Origin of the sequence: Longitalea arenae (assembly GCF_016924755.1) — a bacterium.
Lineage (GTDB): Bacteria > Bacteroidota > Bacteroidia > Chitinophagales > Chitinophagaceae > Niastella > Niastella arenae.
On record NZ_JAFFJX010000006.1, the window covers coordinates 294,302 to 312,986 of the forward strand.

The window sequence follows — 18,685 nt, forward strand, 5'->3', positions numbered from 1 at the left end:
AAGGTTGTAAACACGAGCTTGCAAAAAGCCCGGATGATAGAATATTAAAATCTCATGCCATTATAAATTACGGGGATTCTTCCAGCCTTTGGATAATCTGTCGAGGGTATCAAGGATGCGTTGTTGACGCGTTTCCACACGTTTTGCGGTCACTACCCATTCGACGTATTCTTTTTTGTTGGTAAAGGAAAGGGATTCGAAAAAGGCCTTTGCCTTTTTATTTTTGGTTAAGACCTGAGCAAGATCGTCAGGCAACCGAACGATCTTTTTTTTGGGATCGATATAATCGAGGATGGGACGTATTTTCGGTTGTGCGGCCTTTTTTTCATCGGCCGCTGTTTTTAACCGGAAGCCAAAAGCCGACCAGGTATCGTCAAAAGAAATAAGGCTTATCCAGTGAAAGGTTTTTTCTTCAAGCAGTTTATCCCAGCCTTTATCGCGGGTAAGATCGGTTTGCAGGGCAGAACTGCCTTTGGGATAATAGCACCAGCAAAGCACCTCCCCTTTTACCAGCGGTTTAACTTTGGACAATTCTTTGTTAAGTTGCGCCTGGTTAAGGATAAACCAGTGAATTTGCTGAAAGTCTTTTGCACGGGCATCGATCAACACCTTATCGGGCAGAACGCCCAGCTGCTTTTTAAAGTCAGCCGGCGCGTTGATGGTACGCAGGGTAAAGCCTTCCCTGATCTTTAACTTTTGAGCAACCGGTGTGGCCATAAGACGGTTTACAGCTAAGATAGCAAAGCCGGTTTGATGTGTTTATTGAAAATTGCAGGGTGGACGGCTGATAGTCAATTTTTTCCAGGATTTTTTAGTTGATTTTTTGGCTGTTTCCGAAATACAATTATCTTTGCAACCCGAATTAAAAATAACAGGGCTGCCAAGCGGCAGACAAGTGGTTCGGAAAGTAAAAAGTTCTTTCAGTTTTTAATAATAGATCTGTATTGCCCAGGTGGCGAAATTGGTAGACGCACTGTGTTCAGGTCGCAGCGCTCGCAAGGGTGTGCTGGTTCGAATCCAGTCCTGGGCACAAAAAAAGAAGCCTCTCGATAGTCGGGAGGCTTTTTTATTTGGTAGCATGCAAGCGCTAGAATTCCTAGTCCGGCAAATATAAATGGGACAGTAACCGGAAAAGCTGGACATAACCGGGTCTAAAATTCCATATTCCCTAATCTACCATAAAGCTATAATCGCGCAGATTGTTCTTCAGTATGCGCAGCGCTTTGCCGATATGCTTTTCAACGGTGCTGACCGAAATATTCATCCCTACTGAAATATCCCTGTTAGATAAATTCTCCTCCCTGCTTAACAGAAACGCTTCCCGGCATTTTTGGGGCAATGAATGTAAGGTTTTCATAATGCGCGTGTTCAGTTCGCGCGCCTCACAATAATCCGCAGAATCGGTTTTGCAATTGTCGTTTAAAAAAAGGTCTTTCCGGCATGCTGAACGGGTAAACTCATCCCGGTATATATTCAATACTTTGAATTTAAGCGCCTGGTATAAATATGCTTTAACAGAAATCGTAATTTCCCGCGTATGCCGCTTTTGGTAAAGACTTACAAAGATGTCCTGGATCAGATCTTCTGCCTTCTGGCGCGACTGCAAACGGCGATAGGCGGCATCTATGAGGCCGGTCCAATGTCGATTATACAGTTCTTCAAATGCCTTGATATCATCTTTTTTTACCAGGTGGAAAAGCTGGGAATCTGAAAGACCGGCATAAAGCACAGATTGGGGCATGCAAATCGAATTTGAATATAAACTTAAAGAAATATCAACAAATTAATAAATGCTTCTTCCTTCCAAAGTCACGTGAACACCCGGCCACCCCCACTCCTTATAAAAATTTTTTATTTTTTCAGGTGGAAGCCCGCACAACCAGCCGCGCAGGCTGAAGCACCTGCAATTCTCTGGTTACCAACGGCGCTTCTTCAAACTGCCGCATTAATAACTGCATGGCCGTATGGGCAATCTGTTGTACAGGCTGCTCAACGATGGTAATACCCGGTGAAAACAAACCGAAAATATCATGATCATCGAAACATACAACGGCCAGCCGCTGTGGTATCGAAATATCCAGTTGTTTTATGGCCTGCAGTCCATATACGCCAATATAATTGGTAGCGAAAAATACGGCATCGAGCTGCGTTGTGCTGCTGATAAATACCTTTATCTGTTCAATGGAATCCTGCGGCCTGCTGTGGTAACACAATTCCAGTACATGATGTGGTGCCACCGGCAGGCCGAATTCCGCCAGCGACCGCTCCCAGGCCTTCCTCCGCTCGTGCATCTGCACCTGATCCAGGCTGATGGTCACAAATCCTATCTTGCGGTATCCTTTTTCAAGCAAATGATCCATAGCCAGGCGTGCACCATTGTAATTATCCACAAGCACATGGGGTGCGCCCAGTTCAGGAAAATAGCGATCCATAAGCACCACGGGCTTTTGTTGCTTCAAAAGATCACTGATAAACGGCCGCATGCCGGCCGTAGGTGTAATGAGAAAACCATCCACCTGCCGTTGATTGAATATGCGGATGCGTTCGCGTGCTTTTTCCTCATTGTTCTCTGTGCTGCAATACAATACCTTGTAGCCAACCCTGTCGGCTTCCTCTTCTATGATCTTGGCCAGGGTAGCAAAGAACACATTGGAAATGTCTTCCACGATCAATCCCAACACCCTCGTTTTTCCGGTGCGCAGGCTTACCGCTGTATAGTTAGGCTGATAGTCCATATCCGAAGCGATCAATTTTATTCGGTCAGCCAACTGTTCGCTGATGCGTGATTCCTTTGCTTTACCGTTCAATACAGCCGAGACGGTGGATGGAGCCACACCGGCTTTTCTGGCAATATCCCTGATGGTGACTTTCATACTGACTTTAGTCGAAGGTTAGTGAAACGCCATGGTCATATTTCTCAGTTGACCTCCTGTGCTTCCATGGCTGCAGCAGCCGCACCTATCAAAGCAGCCTGCTCGCCGAGGACGGCTTGTTTAACAGGCGTATCATTCCCCGCCCGAGATAAACAACTCAATAAAGAAGTGCTGAATAAATCGAAGGCCTGCGTTATGTTACCGCCCAATACAATCAGTTCTATCCGGTCCTGTGAAATGGCCTGTAACAGAAAATGCCCCAGGTTATGGCCGAATTCGTTAAAAATGTTCTGCAGTAATGACCGGTCGCTGATCTCCAGCAACTGCCTTACATTATCTATTGCGTTTCCCGACAGTTCATGATAGCGTTTCGTAAACCAGCGGGTCGACAAATAATCTTCTGCAATGCCTTCCTTGAACGGCATACGCCACCACCCTGCATCCAGCACTTTGCCATTTTTGCACGTAGCAGATCCAAGGCCGGTTCCCAATGTTATTCCGATCACCTCGTTCATCGATATGGCAGCGCCTGCCACCAGTTCTCCCTGTAAAAAACAGGCGGCGTCATTGGTAAAATGAATGGCTTCCTTTTTCAGACCCAGTTTTTGCGCCAGCAGCATTTTTACATTCAAACCATATAGTGCTTCATACTTATTCTGTCCACGGATATAAGAAATGCCTTGTTCATAATCAAACGGACCCGGCATGGCAATCCCCCATTTCACCGGTTTCAAAGGGTGGTGCATATAACTGCCGCTGATCACGCGGCCCCAGGCATCGATGATCTCATCAACTGTGCCTGTTGCGGGCACCATAGTGCGTTGCCATGTGTTATGCATCACGATCCCGGTTTCAGCTTCTACCAAAGCCGCTGTTATATGTGACCCGCCTATGTCTACTGCGCCCATCAAAGTATTATTCATAACGGTATAGTCACATCAGTTACGTATAGCTGCTATCGCCTTAATTAACTTGTTTAATAATGCAGCGCCTGCTTACCGGTTTATTAATGGCATAAATAGTGCTGATCAACACTTCCATTTGTTTTTGCCATGCCTGGCGAATGGCGGGCACCCGTGAACGGGTATAGTTCTCCATATTCCCTTTAATCCATCCATTTTTTTCGGCCAGCACTCGGATGGTGTCCATCGAGTTCAGGTCATCTTTATGCAACAGGCCATGCTCTTTCAGAATATTGAACTCCATCCAGGCATGCATCCGGAAACGTCTTTCCAGTTCCCACCGTTCTTCGTTCAATAACAGCACGGCGGAAGCCTGTTGATATTGTGGGGTTCTGTTTTGTGCTGCCAGGTTTATGCCTTCACTCCATTGCGCACCGGTGAAATGGCCGATGATTTCACCATCTATTTGCAGCTCAAAGTTCTTATCCGGCTTCAATCCTTTCACTATAAACAGTTCCCGGTTCATCTCATCCATAAAAGGGATATACCTGATAGCATCTGATTGCCGGGTAGTATTGTTCCATCCCCTGGGAACGGTATCCAACGGATAAGGCAATGCATTGGCCAGGTAATCGAATTGTACCGAATTCGCAGTAGCGGTAAGGTTGGTCACTGCGCAATTGGAAGCCTTTTGCAGCCTTTTACCGGCCGCATCAACAACTACGGCAGCTACCTCTTTATTCGCAAAACCCTGTGCCTTTAAGAAAATGTAGGCCATGATCATATGTCCGTCGAGGCCGGGATGTATGCGGTCGCCGCCGCATATGGTAAACGTGGAGTCCTTTTGCTGCCATTGTTGATTAATGGCTGTCATCGGCCGGTTGAAATCCACAAATCCCCATTGGTTATTGCTGGCCGCCACTTCCTGGAATCGGGCCACCTGCAACATGGCCCGGCTTTTTTGGGGGAAGTAATTTCCCCTGCCCTTTACCGTTTCATCATATGGCGACGACGCCATCAGAATTTTGCGCACGGCAGGCAAGGCCTTCAATTTTTGTTCTATCTTCAAATAACTTGCCTGCGATTGGGCTACCGCGGTACGCGCCACTTCATCGGCCCCGGGTTGCAGGTATTCCCCATATTTCGTATCATTCATGCCAAATGTCAATGCAATTACGGTCGGCTTTTTCGCCAGCACATCTGCATCGAACCGGTCATAGATCTGACCTGCGACATCGCCGCCAATACCTGCATTGAAAATATCTATTCGCTGCCCGGGAAAACGGGTCATGTAGTACAACCAGATATACGAATGATAATGGCCGCCATCGGTAATGCTATTGCCTGCGAATACAATGCGGTCGCCTTTTTTGAAAGGCGCTACCTGCGCCTGTGTTGTGCTGCATGCTGCCATCGCTATTGCCCATGCAGCTTTTCTTATGTAATGCTTTTTCATAATTATAATCCGATCTGTAATCCCAGGTTCAATACACGCTGGTTAAGGTATGAATCTCCGATAGAGTTACTGGCCGTTTCAGGGTCCTGCTGGTATTTTTTGTAATTCGTCCAGGTAAACAGGTTATAGCCACTTATGTAAAAACGGGCATTGTTTATTTTTAAAGGCAACCAACTGTCGGGTACCTGGTAACTCAGTTCTACCGTTTTCAATCTGATATAATGTGCATTGATAAGCCAGAAATCTGACATATAATTGGTTCCGCTGTTAACACTGGCGGCATCGGTCGTTAAGCGTGGAAACAGCGCGCTTTCCGTATTGCCGGGCATCCATCGTTGTAAGTGAACGGGCTGGAACTGGCTTTTAAAGGGCTCGATGCCACTGCCGATAATACTGAAACTATAATCGTAGGCGCCCTGGAAAAGCACGTTCATGCTGAATCCCTTATACCGCGCACCCAATGTTAACCCGAAATTGGTAGAGGGTAGATTGGGTTTGCCGATAGGGGCCATATCCAACTGATCGATCACATTATCGCCGTTCAGGTCCTGATATTTAAGATCGCCGGGCTTCACACTGCCGGTATTGGGCTTGGCGCTTTTGTCGATATCGGCCTGATTCTGGTAAAAGCCGGTCCATTTATAACCAAATGGCTGGTTAATGGGATGATCCGTTGCGGTTAACCACGGATATCGCTGCGCGGCTTCGTCTTTGAACAAAACAATATTTTTGGCTACGGATATAGTGGGTGTAATGTTGAATTGTACATTGCCGATCTTATCCTGGTAAGTGGCTATCAGTTCCCAGCCCCTGTTCTTTACAGAGCCAATGTTTACGGGCGGCGTGCCAATACCCAGCACCATTGGAATAGAACCGCGGTACACGAGCTGGTCGATACGAAGATCCCGGAAATACTCCACGGTGAAGGACAGCCGGTCCTGCAGCATATTCACATCCAGCGCATAGTTTTGCGACTTTTTCTTTTCCCAGGTTACATGGCTGTTACCCAGCGTTCCTTCCCTGATACCCTGGCTCACGCCACCGGTTTCTCCAAATGAATAATTACCTCCCAATTCATATACCTGTTCATAAATATAACGATTGCTGATAACGGCATCAGATCCTACCATGCCATAGGATGCACGCAGTTTGAACAGCTTGACAAAAGGCAGCAGGTTCTCAAAGAAAGGTTCGGCAGCGATGTTCCACCCGGCCGAAACAGCCGGGAACAGGCCATAGCGGTTATTACTTTGAAAACGGTCTGAACCGTTATAAGCCATATTCACATCTACCAGGTACTTTCTTTTGTAATTGTAGCCGGCAGACAAACTATAACCCCGGAAATTCTCAGGAACGGATGCCTGGTTGGTGTAACTGTTCTGGTTCAGCAGCAGCATCGTTCTTACCTGGTGATCGCCAAAAATGCGGTCGTAGTTCAGGTAGGCCTGAATATTTACCCGCTTATCTGAAATATTGGTACCGGCACTTACCTCGTAGGTAGGCATGCTGTACCGGCCGCGTGGATCTATACTGTATGAACCGGTGGCTGCATCGTAATGGTAGCTGGGCGGCAGATCGCGCAACAGCTTACGCCAGACATCCCAGGTGCTGGCATAGGCAATACGGCCGGTGAACGACAGGCCACGCAAAACAGCATCGAGCTTTTGCGTGCCGCCAAACAGAATGTTCAGATCGTTTTGTTTGGTGCGGGTATAACCAGATAAAGCGAGCCTTGCATTCAATGTAGGTAAACTGTGTTTTGTTCTGTATGCATAGGCATAGGTGCCATTCGGGTTCATAAAGGGTGCCGCATACGGTGTGATCTTGTCGAAGTTGTAGATCTCCTCCATAATATTACTGGTGTTGGGCGTATTGATCATCCCAAAACGGCCGGTCACATCCAGGCGCAGGCTCAATGTGCTGGTAGCCTGGATATCGAGATTGGTCCTGAAGTTAAAGCGGCGGAAAAAGTAGTTCGTGTTCAGGTTCTCATTATTGCCTGAAAAGTCTTTGATGGAACCATTTTGGGTAAGCGCTCCGAATGATGTAAAATATTTTACGGTTCCGGTGCCTCCTGAAATGTCTACATTGGTGTTCGCCTGCAATGAATAATTCTTGAAGATGGCATCGTACCAGTTTATATCAGGGTGGCCGTAAGGATCGTCCCCCTGCTGAAAATGGTCCAGGTCCACCTGCGTAAATTGCGGGGCCAGTCCGTCGTTGGCGCGCGCTTCATTCACCAACAATGCGGTTTCATAGGCGTTCAGGAATTTTGGTTTGAAAGTGGGCACCTGTGCGCCGGCTTCTGAACGTATATTTACCCGTGGTTTGCCAATGCTGCCACGCCGGGTAGTGACCACCAGTACGCCATTGGCGCCTTTAATACCATAAATAGCGGTAGTAGAAGCGTCTTTGAGAATAGATATGCTTTCAATCTCGTTCACGTTTATTTGCGCCAGTTGCACATAAGTATATTCAATATCATCAACAATGATCAGGGGTCGGTTACCTTCGGCATTCAATGAGCTCACGCCGCGAATAAAATAATCTGCCGCATCATTGCCCGGCTGGCCAGACCGCTGCTGCGAAAAGAATCCCGGCAACCGGCCCGACAAAGCATTTTGTACATTGGCGGTAGGCACCAGCCTGATCTCTTCCGCTTTGATGCTGCTTACAGAACCCGTATTGGTGATCCGTTGCTTCTTGCCGAAGCCAACCACGATCACATCTTCCATGGCGCCGCGGCTGGCCTGCAAGGTAATTTCTATATTATCGTCTTTTACATTTACCTCCTGTGTTACATAGCCGATATACGACACCACCAGGGTATTGGTTTTTGACCGCAGAGTGATCCGGAACCGTCCGTCATTGCCTGCAGTAGTGCCATTAGTGCTATTACCTTTTTCAGTAATATTAGCATTGGCCACAGGGCCGTTGTCATTCTTAACAATACCGGTAACCGTCCGCTGCCCCATCGTGAGCACAGGTAATACCAGTATGAGTATGATAAAATGCAGGGAAATCCTTTTCATATGCATGAATTAGCAATGGTTATCAATTTTACCAGCCGGGGTTTTGTTGCATGTTCGGGTTCTTGGCCACTTCGTCGTAATGTATGGGATACAGATACATGGCCGGCGCTTTGAACCGGGGTGTTAATATTTGAATGCGCTGGTAGCTTCTGTTACCGGCGCTGGAAACATCTATACGCATGCCATGCAAAGGCGTATTCATAACCTGTTCTGCTATCTTCCACCGGCGGATGTCGAAGAAACGGTGTTCTTCAAACGCCAGCTCCACCCTCCTTTCGTTGCGGATGATCGTTCGCATTTCTTCTTTGCTTAACCCACCGGGTAGTTGATAAGGATTTAAACCGGCGCGCCGGCGAAGAGCAGCTACCGCATCATATACCTCCTGTACAGGCCCTTCATATTCATTCAAAGCTTCGGCATAATTCAACAATACTTCGCCGTACCGGAAAAATGCAAAATTGTGCGATACATTGGCCAGGTTGTTCTCATTCTCGAAATTACCCATGAACTTACGCATGTAATATCCGCTGCGGGTTTGTTGTACGCTGGTGTTGGGCTTGTCGAGACCGCCTTCGAAAGTTTGCACCGCCCGGTTCATCCATTGGGAACCGTTGTAAAAAATGGTAAACGTTAGCCGTGGATCACGATTCGCATATGGAAAGGCGGCATCATACCCCGAGGAAGGGTCATTTATGGGCAGGCCGTTGCTCATAGGAAAAGCGTCTACCAGTTCCTGGGTAGGGCTGGTACGGCCAACCGAAACGGCCGCTGCGTAGCCAATGGGGCCATTGTTCTTCTCCACATCCTGGTTAGGCCCCTGTACCCTGGCAAAGATCACCTCGCGGCTATTGGGAACGATAAAAATATTCTTGAAGTCGTTTTCCAGGGTAAATTTGCCATAATCGATGAGCTCTCTGGCAGCATCGGCAGCCAGTTTCCAGCGTTCAGCATTGTAATTGGTGTAGCCAGTCAATGTATTGCCTGCTTCAATATTGCCGCCATTGAATAAAGGGCTGGCTGCATATAACAGCGTTCTTGCTTTTAAGGCCAGGGCAGCTCCTTTGGTAACATAGCCCAGTTTGCTGTCTTCTATAGGATCGATGTATAAGCTGTCGGCAGCCTTATTACATTCGGATACTATGTAGTTAACGGTTTCCTCAAACGAACTTCTCGCGATACTTACATCATCGTTCACCTGCCGCACCCGGTCGCCCATGACCGGTACACCGCCATATCTTTTCAATAATTCAAAATACGCGAAGGCGCGTAAAAAACGGGCTTCGCCGCGCCAGGCTGGTTTGGCAGGCCGGCCATCGGCCAACATCGTGTTCAACGGCACTCTGTCGAAGTTGTTCAGAAATAAGCTGGCCTTGCGAATGGTATTATAAGCGTTGTTCCAGACATCTTCCGGATTGGTGAGCGAAGTAAAACTGGACGTAGCTAGTTTCTGGATCTCGGTATTGCCGGTCGCCGATGAAATGGCATCGTCGCTGGCCGCATCGAGCAGGTCGCTGCTGACCCTGTTATACCCTGCGGGTAAATTGCGGTACATATCTGCCAGAAAACCCCTGGCCTTTGTTCCCAGTGAATCGTTTACGTCCCAAACATATTCTTCGGTGAATTGTTCCAACGGCACGTCTTCCCATGTCTTTTTGCAACCGGTGATCACCAGCGCACTGAAAACAACCAGCATTGCACAACGGCATACTTTATTATGAGGGTTCATAAAAGTTATAATTTGATATTGATACCTGTATTGATCACCCGCTGAATAGGATATTCCTTGCCATACACTTCCGGATCGCCATAAGGCGCATCGGCATGCGTAAACAGGTTTTGCGCATTGACGAATACACGCACCTGGCGCAGCTTCAGTTTTTTAATCCATGACTGCGGCAGTGCATAACCCAGGTCAATGTTCTTTATACGGATGTAATCGCCGGAATGCAACCAGTATGTACTGTTGCTGACATGATTATTGTTATTAAATCCATAGGTAAGCCGCGGATAGGTGGCCGTGGCGGCGTTTTCGGGCGTCCAGCGGCCGAGGTGGTGATTATACAATTGCCCGGTGCGATTCAGCGCTCCGAATTCAAATTGTGTTTCCCAGGAGTTGAGTAAGAAGCTGCGGTTTTCCACGCCCTGCAGCAGAATGCTGATGTTAAATCCCCTGTATTCGATACCGGCGTTGATGCCATAGAAGAAAAATGGTTTGTTACCGCTGATATTCGTCTCGTCGAACTGATCTATCACGCCATCCCCGTTCAGGTCGCGGTACCTGATATCACCGGGTTGCAAGGTATAGCCGGCAATGGAAGCTGATGAATTCGCTTCTTCCTGGGTTTGTATCAGTCCATCCGCAATATAACCAAAGGTAGCACCTACCCGCTGGCCTGTTCTTTCATTCCAGGCATAACGGCGGCCAATTTCGTCCATGAACAGCACTTCAGACCCGGTAAAACTGCCATTGGCGTTAATAAAATACCGGAAGTTGTTGAGGGCATCCTGCCAGCTAACCGACAATTCCGTACCCGTATACCGGTTGCGGCCAATATTTTCAGCGGGATAACTGTTGCCGATCAACGCGATGCTGCGCCCACGCACCTGCATCAGATCAAAGTATTCGTCGCGGTAATAGTCTGCACTGATCTGCAGCCGGTCGTTGAAGATGCCAATATCAAGGCCGACATTGAATTTATGTGCCTTTTCGGCTTCGGCATTTTCATTCACCAGCGGTAATTCGTATACGCCGTTCAACGGAGTATTGTTCACGCCATAGCCGTATGACTGAAAGCGATCGCTGTAGGAAGGCCGCCAGGTGAAATAACCCATATTCGCATTGCCGGTCAATCCATAATTCACCCGCCATTTGAACCTGTTAAGCCAATCAAGATTGTCCCTGATAAATGGTTCTTCGGCCATATTCCAGCCTATTCCAGCTGCGTAAAAAACGCCAAAACGATGGCCGGGTTTAAAACGATCATAACCACTATATGTTATGGCGCCTTCCAGCAAATACTTATCGGCAAAATTATACCCCAGCTTTGCCGCCATATTGGTGAATTTCGAGGGCAGATCGAAATTGTAAGTGGTTTGCTGCTGATCAAATAAAGTAACAGCTTCAAGCTGGTGCCGGCCGAATTGCTTTGTGTATCCCAGTGAAGCCTGGTAAAACCAGAACTGGCCGCTCGCAGTAATGCTGAAGTTGTTACCCTGGCTCACAGGGCTTCCATATTGAGTGTAGGAAGTGTCGGTGCCGGTGGCATTCATCCGGAACACCGGCGATACTTTACTCCTGTTTATGACGGAGGACGTGAGCACCGATGTGCTGGCTTTTCCCCTGAACCACATTCCTTTTACCCAATTGTCTAGTTTGTAGGAAAGGTCAAGGGTGCTTAAGAGCTCTTTGTCGTTATTCATTATGTAACCCGAATTGGCCAATTGCGCATACACGTTATTGGTGTAGGTGGCTGTACCGCCAAAACTTTTATCGGGATTGAATACAGGATACGCATTATTAGGCGTGCCAAGCATGGTCCTGAAGATGTTCAGGTAGCCGGCGCCAGGTTGATTGCCATCCTGGATGCGGCCAAAGATCTGTAAAGAAATATTGAGCTCTTTGGTAAGGTCAACGTTAACCTTTGTATTGATCAGGTAGCGCTTGATCTCCTGCCTGGTATTATAGGAGTTGTTGCCACCTTCCTTCAGCATGCCCTGCTGACCGGTGTAGCTCAGTCCTACCAGGTAACGCGCCACCTTGGAACCGCCCGTCACATTTAAAGAATACCGGTTTAATAAGGAGCTCTTTTCAAGCAGCTCTTTCTGCCAGTTTACATCCGGGTACAAATAAGGGTCGAGGTGATTGCGGTAGCCTTCAAATTGCTCTTTAGTATAAGCAGGCGCCTGCCCGCTGTTGATCAACGCTTCATTCATCAGGTAGGCAAACTGGTAAGCAGGTAATGGATCGAGTAAGCCCAGCGGCGATTGCCAGCCCGATTGGGCGGTCAAAGAGATCTGTGGTGGCCCCTGTTGTGGCTTTTTCGTGGTAACCAGTAACAGGCCTCTTGAACTTTTTTGGCCCAGCAGGATAGAAGACAGCGCATCCTTTTGTACGGATATGGACTCGATCGTTTCGGGATCGAGCGAAAAGATATCGCGCTGTACGCCGTCGATCACGGTTACCGGGTCCTGCCCGCGCAGGGTGAAATCGATCTCGGTGTTATCAGTCGTTTCTGTCCTTCCTACCGAAGCCTTATTCGGTATATTGAACAATATTTCCTGCTGGGTAATGCCGGTAGTAGGCGTAAACGTCCACCCGCTGGTTTGCTGTGCATACAACCCTGCCAGGCGGCCGGGCAAGGCATATGCATATAACGAGGCCGGGGTAGTGGTAAGCTCACCGGTATAAATGGTAGCGGTTGCCTGTACCAGGCCGGTTTTGTTTTTTTCGCCGTATAGTATATCTATGCGTTGGCGGTTTTGCGCCTTCCCGATGGTAATAATGGTATCTGCGGTAACGGGTGGCAGCGTATCGGCAGCTCCCTTACCGGTTTGCGCCTGCAAGGTGCCAACACTCATCAACAACAAGCCACACCCGGTGGCCATGAAATGTTTATAGAAACTGCAAGCCATAGTTGGTTTTTTTAAAATTGGCAGGGGTATTTTTTGAACGATTACCGGCAACTGAAAGTGAATACAAAGGGATCGCCGGTGTTGCCCTGTTTAAGTACTTTGATGGTTCCCGTTACATCGGTGAAATAGTATTCTATCCGGTCAAGGCTTTGTCCTTCGGTTAACCCGAAATATTTACGCGGCCAGATGTCCTTACGCCATTTTTTACCGCCTAATGCAGTAAAGGCAGTTTCACCGTCCTGTTTGCATACCGTTATTTCCTTGTTGTCGGTGGTATAGCCTTTGGCACACAGAAATACTTTATCGGCGCCTGACAGGTTGGTTGCAATGGCGTCTTCATCATATTTGATCGTTATGATATCGTTATCGGTGCTTTGTACGGGATCGATGGCGCTTATCTGCGGGCTGCAAAAATCTATGAGCGCGCCGCTGCCATTCGTCACTTCAAAACAATCGCTGAACCATTTGCCATAAAACTTGGGCTCGCTGAGCTCCTGCTGGCTGGAGGCGCTGAAATAACCAAGTTTTACCCGCAGGTTTCCGGCACCTACTTTCACTTTGATGGTTACATCGGCTTCAATGGGTGGCAGATCGCTCAGGTCAAAAGCCCTGTCTGACTGAAACACGATCCATTCCAGGTCATTGATATAGTTGCCCCCAATGCCCAGGCGTTCCTGTATTGCTTCGGCCCAGGTTTGGCTGGCGCCTTTTGGGGCAGCATTGGCTGGTACCGGGCTCATGGTACCATTGTCGAAGCTGCTTGTATAGTACATGCGCATGTTCTGGCGTGCATTCCAGCTGCGGGGGGCCAGGAAACCAACGATCAGTCTCGATTGCGGCTGATCCCAATAGGGATCCATCCAGGCTTTAACAACCGCCGTCAGCGTATCCCCGGCATTTACCGATGCAGGCTGGGAAAGACCGCGTATTTCAATACAGTTGGCCACAATGATGGCAACTGCAAGCAGAAAGAAAATGATGCGCAGCTTTTCTTTTTTGAACAATCGTTTCATAGTAATTATTTAGCTAGAGGGGCAATGGTTCAAGCGTATATTCATATTTGTTGGAGGTACAACCCGGACTGAACGTGAGAATAAGGCTTCGTTTCCCTTTTACCACCGGGTAACGGAATGCGGGGCGCACCGGTGCAGCCGCCCCCTCCTGCTGCAGGCTGAGCGCTTGCGGATATTGAGGATCATCGAAACTCCATCGCCCGTTCCCGGCCACTACAAATGGTACAGGATCAGTGAGGGTGTAACTGCTATCGGTGAAGTTGATGCGGAAAGCGCTGAAATCAAACCTGGCTGTTATATCTTCCCCGTTACGTATCACTTTTACAATTTTCCAGGCGCCGGTCAATGGTTTGTCAGCCTCTGTGAAGACCAGCTCTTTTTTCCGGCAGGCAGCCAGGATCACCAGTATCAGCACCAGTGCATTTCTTTTATTTTTCATAACGCAGTTATTATGCTTGAATAATTACCAACCGGTATTTTGTATGAGTTCGGGAGATTTCGACAGCTCGCCCTGTGGCAATGGCCACAAATACATGGCAGGCCTGAACACGTGGGGGCGTACCTCAATTGTTTTATAGCTGTACACAGCGCCGTTTTTCGTCACTTCCTGCCCATGCATGGGTTTATTGTCGGTTCGTTCGGCAATTTTCCATCGCCGCACATCCCAGAACCGCTGTTCTTCAAATGCCAGCTCTATGCGGCGTTCATTTTGAATGGCGCTGCGCATTTGTTCTTTGTTTAGTCCTGCTGTTAGCTCATATGGTTGTAAGCCCGCTCTTTTACGAATGGCCTGCACAGCATTATACACAGCCGGAACCGGGCCATCGATCTCATTGAGCGCTTCTGCATAATCCAGCAATATTCCGGCATATCGGATGAGCGGATAGCAACGCTGGGTTTGACCAAAATTGTTGGGCACGATATCTTCCTGCAGCATTTTATTGATGTAAAAACCGGTGAGCGTTCCTGCGTAGATGCCATCCTGTGGTTCTCCTGTATAGGTATATACAGGTTGTTTGGGACCATTATTCCTCCATATCATGGATTCATTGCGGATAATCGTATAATCAAAGCGGGGATCACGATTGTGGTATGGGTTGGCCGGATCGTAGCCCGAAGTGGGATCGGTGATGGGTTTGCCATTGCGCATCGGAAAAGCTTCGGCCAGCTCGAGATAAGGATTGGAACCATCGCCGGCGCCGCGGCTCGGCGGCAACCACATGCCTTCCAGTTCTCTGTTGGCAGCGCGCATTTCCTGCAAGATGTACTCATCATTCTTACGCAGCGTAAATAATTTATAGAAGCCATAACCGGGCGCCGTGGTATTGTCTTCGTTCAGTTTATAACGGTTGAGATCGATGACTGCCTTTGCGGCATCGGCTGCCAAACGCCACCGTTGCGGATCAGCCACCGGATAACCGGTAAGCGAACGCAGCGGTTCGCTTGTAGCAACCTGTTCGCCATTGAAGAGCGGACTGGCGGCATATAATAATACCCTGGCCTTTAAAGCCATGCAGGCGCCCGAGGTGATGCGTCCGAAGTTGACGGTAAATTGCGAAGCGGGCAATAAAGGAGTTATGGCATCACATTCGCCTACAATGTAGTTCACGCATTCTTCAAATGTGTTACGCTTTACGGTAATGGGCGCATCTGCACTATAAATGGTATCGCCGATCAACGGCACGCCGCCATAATGTTTCAGCAGGTTGAAGTAATACCAGGCACGGAGAAAACGGGCCTCCGCAAGGGCAGTGATCTTGAGAGCAGGTGTAATAGGTGATTGGGGCGCATGCTGTAGGAACAGATTTACCCGCCGGATATTGGCGTAGCAAACACCCCATGCATCGCCGGTTACACTGGATGCGTTCACCGAAGCCCCCGCCCATTGAATATAGGCACTGGCGCTGGCCGAAGCAGGTCCCTCCGCTTCATCGCAGGCAGCTTCGAGCCCGGCTCCGCCAAAACGAAACGGATTGAAGCTGAAACCAATGTCAGCGTAGATCCCTGTAAGGAATTGCATGGTGCGGGTACTGTCGGAAAAAACAGATCGTTCTGTAAGATCAGAAGTAGCGGTTTTGTCAAGAAAGTCCCCTTTTTTACAGGCCACCAAACACCCCAGTATAATTATACCGGTAACAATTGTAGATTTGATCATAAGCAGCAATGATTACAGTTAGTCACGTTGGCTGCTGTAAACCGCTACTGCCTCTGCATTATTTGTGACGACTATTTACACCTTTTTTTTCCGGAGATGGAATAGGTGTTTGTATGCCTGGCAGGTTCAATGGTACTGCCATTGGCAAGCGCCAGCATGTCGAGCATATCCCTTAAGGGTGTATTTTGATGGAAGCTGGCGGTGATGCGGCAATTGCCGATAGTGGCATCTTTAAAAGTAAGTTGTATGCCAAATTTTTTTTCCAGGCGTTTGGCTACTGCACGGAAAGGCATATCGCGGAAAACCAATTGTCCGGTGGTCCAGGCGGTGATATCCCCTGCGATTGCACTGTCTTTCTCGAACGTTCCATCTGCTTTATACAATAACCGCTGACCAGGTAACAAGACACCACTATTGTGCACTGAGTCAGCCACGGTTACCTTCCCACGTTTTACGGTAATGGCAATGGCTTCTTCCGGCGAATAGGCATCAATGTTAAAGGCGGTACCCAGTACACGGGTAGTGATGCTGCCGGTATGCACTTCAAACGGTTTTCCCTCTGTATGTACTACGTCAAAAAATGCTTCTCCCTGCACCCATACTTCTCTTTTGCCGCTCATAAAATTACTGTCATAGCGAATGGCAGAACCTGCATTCAACCAGACAGCAGAGCCATCGGGCAACCGGATGCTTTTTATTTCATTAACCGATCTTTCTTCTTTCCATATGGATGCCATTACCGGCGGCGCATAGGCCCGCCTGTTCACAAAGAAATACAGCGCAGCAGAAGCCAGCACTAAGAAAACAGCGGCTGCTATCATCCATGTACGATAGTTGATCATGGATGAGGTTTGTTCAGGTCGTAAACGTTGATGAATGGATTCAAATAATTGTTCACCCATGGCGCTTTTATGTTCTTCATCCAGGTCGCTGGTCAGTCCTTTACCTGTTTCCTGGGCAGCATACCAATCGTCGAGCTCCTGCTGCTCTTGTGCAGAAGCCCGGCCACTCAAAACCTTATTGATCAATTGCTGTAAGCGTTGATTTTCCATGCTGCTCTTGTTGACGAACCCGTGCAAAGGTATTCTGAATAAATAAAATAACCCTTTTTTTTCGCAGAGCCGCCCGTTATTTCAATAATGGGTTCTTTTGTACTTCACTCAATGGAACCGGCAGCAACAGGTCTGTTTCGGCAAAAGCTTTTAAATGGGTGGGGGCTTTGTAACCGATCAGGTTTACCATCTGGCCGTCTGCCAGGTTCAATGTTCTGCGCGTACGCAGCATATCGTACCAGGTTTGCCATTCGAAGCAGAGTTCAAAAAATCGTTCCTTTAACACTTCATCCACATGGATGGCCGCTGGTTTTGAAGCTGCAGGAAATGCGCGGCGCCGCACCTGGTAATAAGCGTCTATAGCGGTGGCGTCGCTGGTGCTGCCGCCGTCTATATTCGCCCTGGCTTCTGCGCATAGTAACAATACGTCTGCAAACCGCAGGTAGCAAAAGTTCTGGCCGGCTTTGCCGGTCTTTTCGGCCTCATCATCCCAATACTTATAGATCAATGGGCCGGGCAGGTTTACCATATTGGAGGGATCGTTGTATTGTAAAGACCGCGTATAAAAAAATGCCTGCTCCTGTTTGCGCTGATCATTGGCAGCAAATGCATTGTAAAATGCTATGTGTGGCGCCAACGCCCCTCCATATGTGGGCTGAATGCTTATGGGCAGTTCGGGAAAAGGCATTAAATAAAAATGTATGAAGTTTCCCGCATTTACGGGATCGCGCTGCAGCATGAAAATAAATTCACCGGTATTCTGCAGGGATGCCTGCCGCAGATCGCTGTACCGGGGAAACAGGGCGAATGCTTTGCTGTCGATCACCTCTTTCGCTTTTTCGTAGGCCTTACGGTAATAGTCATTCCCTTTTTGCAGCGGATAACCGGCCATGGTAATATATACTTTGGCCAGTAAGGATTTAACGGCGCCCTGCGATACATGGCCGCTTATATCCGTCCACGGCAATCCCGCTTGCTCAGCCATCAGCAGATCGGCCACAATTTGATCATAGATCTTTTCCTGCGGCGCCTTTGGTATCCTGGTATTGCTGAGATCGGTGGTTGGCGTTGTTTTAAGTGGTATATCGCCAAAGAGGCGTACGCCCTGGAAATAATACCAGGCGCGCAAAAAATACACTTCGCCCATATATTGCTTTTGCGCCCCCGCGGGCAGAAAACTGGTGCGCGATAAATTGTCAAGTACACTGTTGCAATTTTCCACGGGATAATAAATGGCCGTCCACCATGGCTCCAGGCGGCCATTGGCGGGATCGATGTAGTCGAGTCGCAGGAACTGGTTCTCTGCGTCACCATCACCGGGCCTTAACCGCGTGCTATAACCGGTGAGGTATTCGGGCACGAAGGCCGGACTGGTAGCAACCCCAATGCCGGTCGCAAAAATATCATCCAGCCCTGCATAAGCGCCATTGACGGCCGCTTTCACCTGGCTTTCCGTGGTATAATACTTATCAGTTGTTAAAAAGCCATCCGGCTCCTCTTTCAGAAATCTGGTGCATGCACTACACAGCAGGATCATACCCCAACCCACGCTATATGCGATCTGCTTCAT

13 protein-coding genes and 1 tRNA gene are annotated in these 18,685 nt (G+C 48.4%); 1 reads left to right on the forward strand and 13 read right to left on the reverse strand.

Features of this window, described 5'->3' with window-relative positions; all coding sequences use genetic code 11:
* Positions 1 to 60: 60 nt before the first annotated feature.
* Positions 61 to 717, reverse strand: a complete 657-nt coding sequence (locus JT717_RS15970) for a YdeI/OmpD-associated family protein (protein ID WP_205511497.1) — start codon at positions 715 to 717, stop codon at positions 61 to 63.
* Positions 718 to 946: 229 nt separating this feature from the next.
* Here JT717_RS15970 and JT717_RS15975 point away from each other — a divergent pair.
* Positions 947 to 1,030, forward strand: a tRNA-Leu gene (locus JT717_RS15975).
* A 138-nt stretch (positions 1,031 to 1,168) separates the two neighbouring features.
* Here JT717_RS15975 and JT717_RS15980 read toward each other — a convergent pair.
* The 12 genes from JT717_RS15980 to JT717_RS16035 form a co-directional block, all read right to left on the reverse strand.
* On the reverse strand, positions 1,169 to 1,741 hold the full coding sequence (locus tag JT717_RS15980) for an RNA polymerase sigma-70 factor (protein ID WP_205511498.1): 573 nt from the start codon (positions 1,739 to 1,741) through the stop codon (positions 1,169 to 1,171).
* Between the two features lie 118 nt (positions 1,742 to 1,859).
* Positions 1,860 to 2,873, reverse strand: a complete 1,014-nt coding sequence (locus tag JT717_RS15985; RefSeq protein ID WP_205511499.1) for a LacI family DNA-binding transcriptional regulator — start codon at positions 2,871 to 2,873, stop codon at positions 1,860 to 1,862.
* A gap of 44 nt (positions 2,874 to 2,917) precedes the next feature.
* Entirely contained in the window at positions 2,918 to 3,796 is an 879-nt protein-coding gene (locus JT717_RS15990) for an ROK family protein (protein WP_205511500.1), read from the reverse strand.
* A gap of 40 nt (positions 3,797 to 3,836) precedes the next feature.
* Positions 3,837 to 5,231, reverse strand: coding sequence for an SGNH/GDSL hydrolase family protein (locus JT717_RS15995; protein WP_205511501.1), 1,395 nt, complete (start codon positions 5,229 to 5,231; stop codon positions 3,837 to 3,839).
* A 2-nt stretch (positions 5,232 to 5,233) separates the two neighbouring features.
* Positions 5,234 to 8,263, reverse strand: coding sequence for a SusC/RagA family TonB-linked outer membrane protein (locus JT717_RS16000; RefSeq protein WP_205511502.1), 3,030 nt, complete (start codon positions 8,261 to 8,263; stop codon positions 5,234 to 5,236).
* Positions 8,264 to 8,291: 28 nt separating this feature from the next.
* Positions 8,292 to 9,989: a RagB/SusD family nutrient uptake outer membrane protein gene (locus JT717_RS16005; RefSeq protein ID WP_240348140.1), complete on the reverse strand. Its 1,698-nt coding sequence runs from the start codon at positions 9,987 to 9,989 to the stop codon at positions 8,292 to 8,294.
* A gap of 5 nt (positions 9,990 to 9,994) precedes the next feature.
* Entirely contained in the window at positions 9,995 to 12,895 is a 2,901-nt protein-coding gene (locus JT717_RS16010; RefSeq protein ID WP_205511503.1) for a SusC/RagA family TonB-linked outer membrane protein, read from the reverse strand.
* 41 nt (positions 12,896 to 12,936) lie between these two features.
* Positions 12,937 to 13,908, reverse strand: a complete 972-nt coding sequence (locus tag JT717_RS16015; RefSeq protein WP_205511504.1) for a DUF4961 domain-containing protein — start codon at positions 13,906 to 13,908, stop codon at positions 12,937 to 12,939.
* 13 nt (positions 13,909 to 13,921) lie between these two features.
* Complete coding sequence (locus tag JT717_RS16020; protein ID WP_205511505.1) at positions 13,922 to 14,347, reverse strand: DUF5004 domain-containing protein; 426 nt, start codon at positions 14,345 to 14,347, stop codon at positions 13,922 to 13,924.
* A 24-nt stretch (positions 14,348 to 14,371) separates the two neighbouring features.
* Positions 14,372 to 16,063, reverse strand: coding sequence for a RagB/SusD family nutrient uptake outer membrane protein (locus JT717_RS16025; protein ID WP_205511506.1), 1,692 nt, complete (start codon positions 16,061 to 16,063; stop codon positions 14,372 to 14,374).
* Between the two features lie 71 nt (positions 16,064 to 16,134).
* A complete protein-coding gene (locus JT717_RS16030; protein WP_205511507.1) occupies positions 16,135 to 17,115 on the reverse strand; it encodes a FecR family protein in 981 nt (326 codons plus the stop codon).
* A 76-nt stretch (positions 17,116 to 17,191) separates the two neighbouring features.
* Positions 17,192 to 18,685 (reverse strand): RagB/SusD family nutrient uptake outer membrane protein, encoded by a 1,494-nt coding sequence (locus tag JT717_RS16035; protein ID WP_205511508.1) that lies wholly within the window; start codon positions 18,683 to 18,685, stop codon positions 17,192 to 17,194.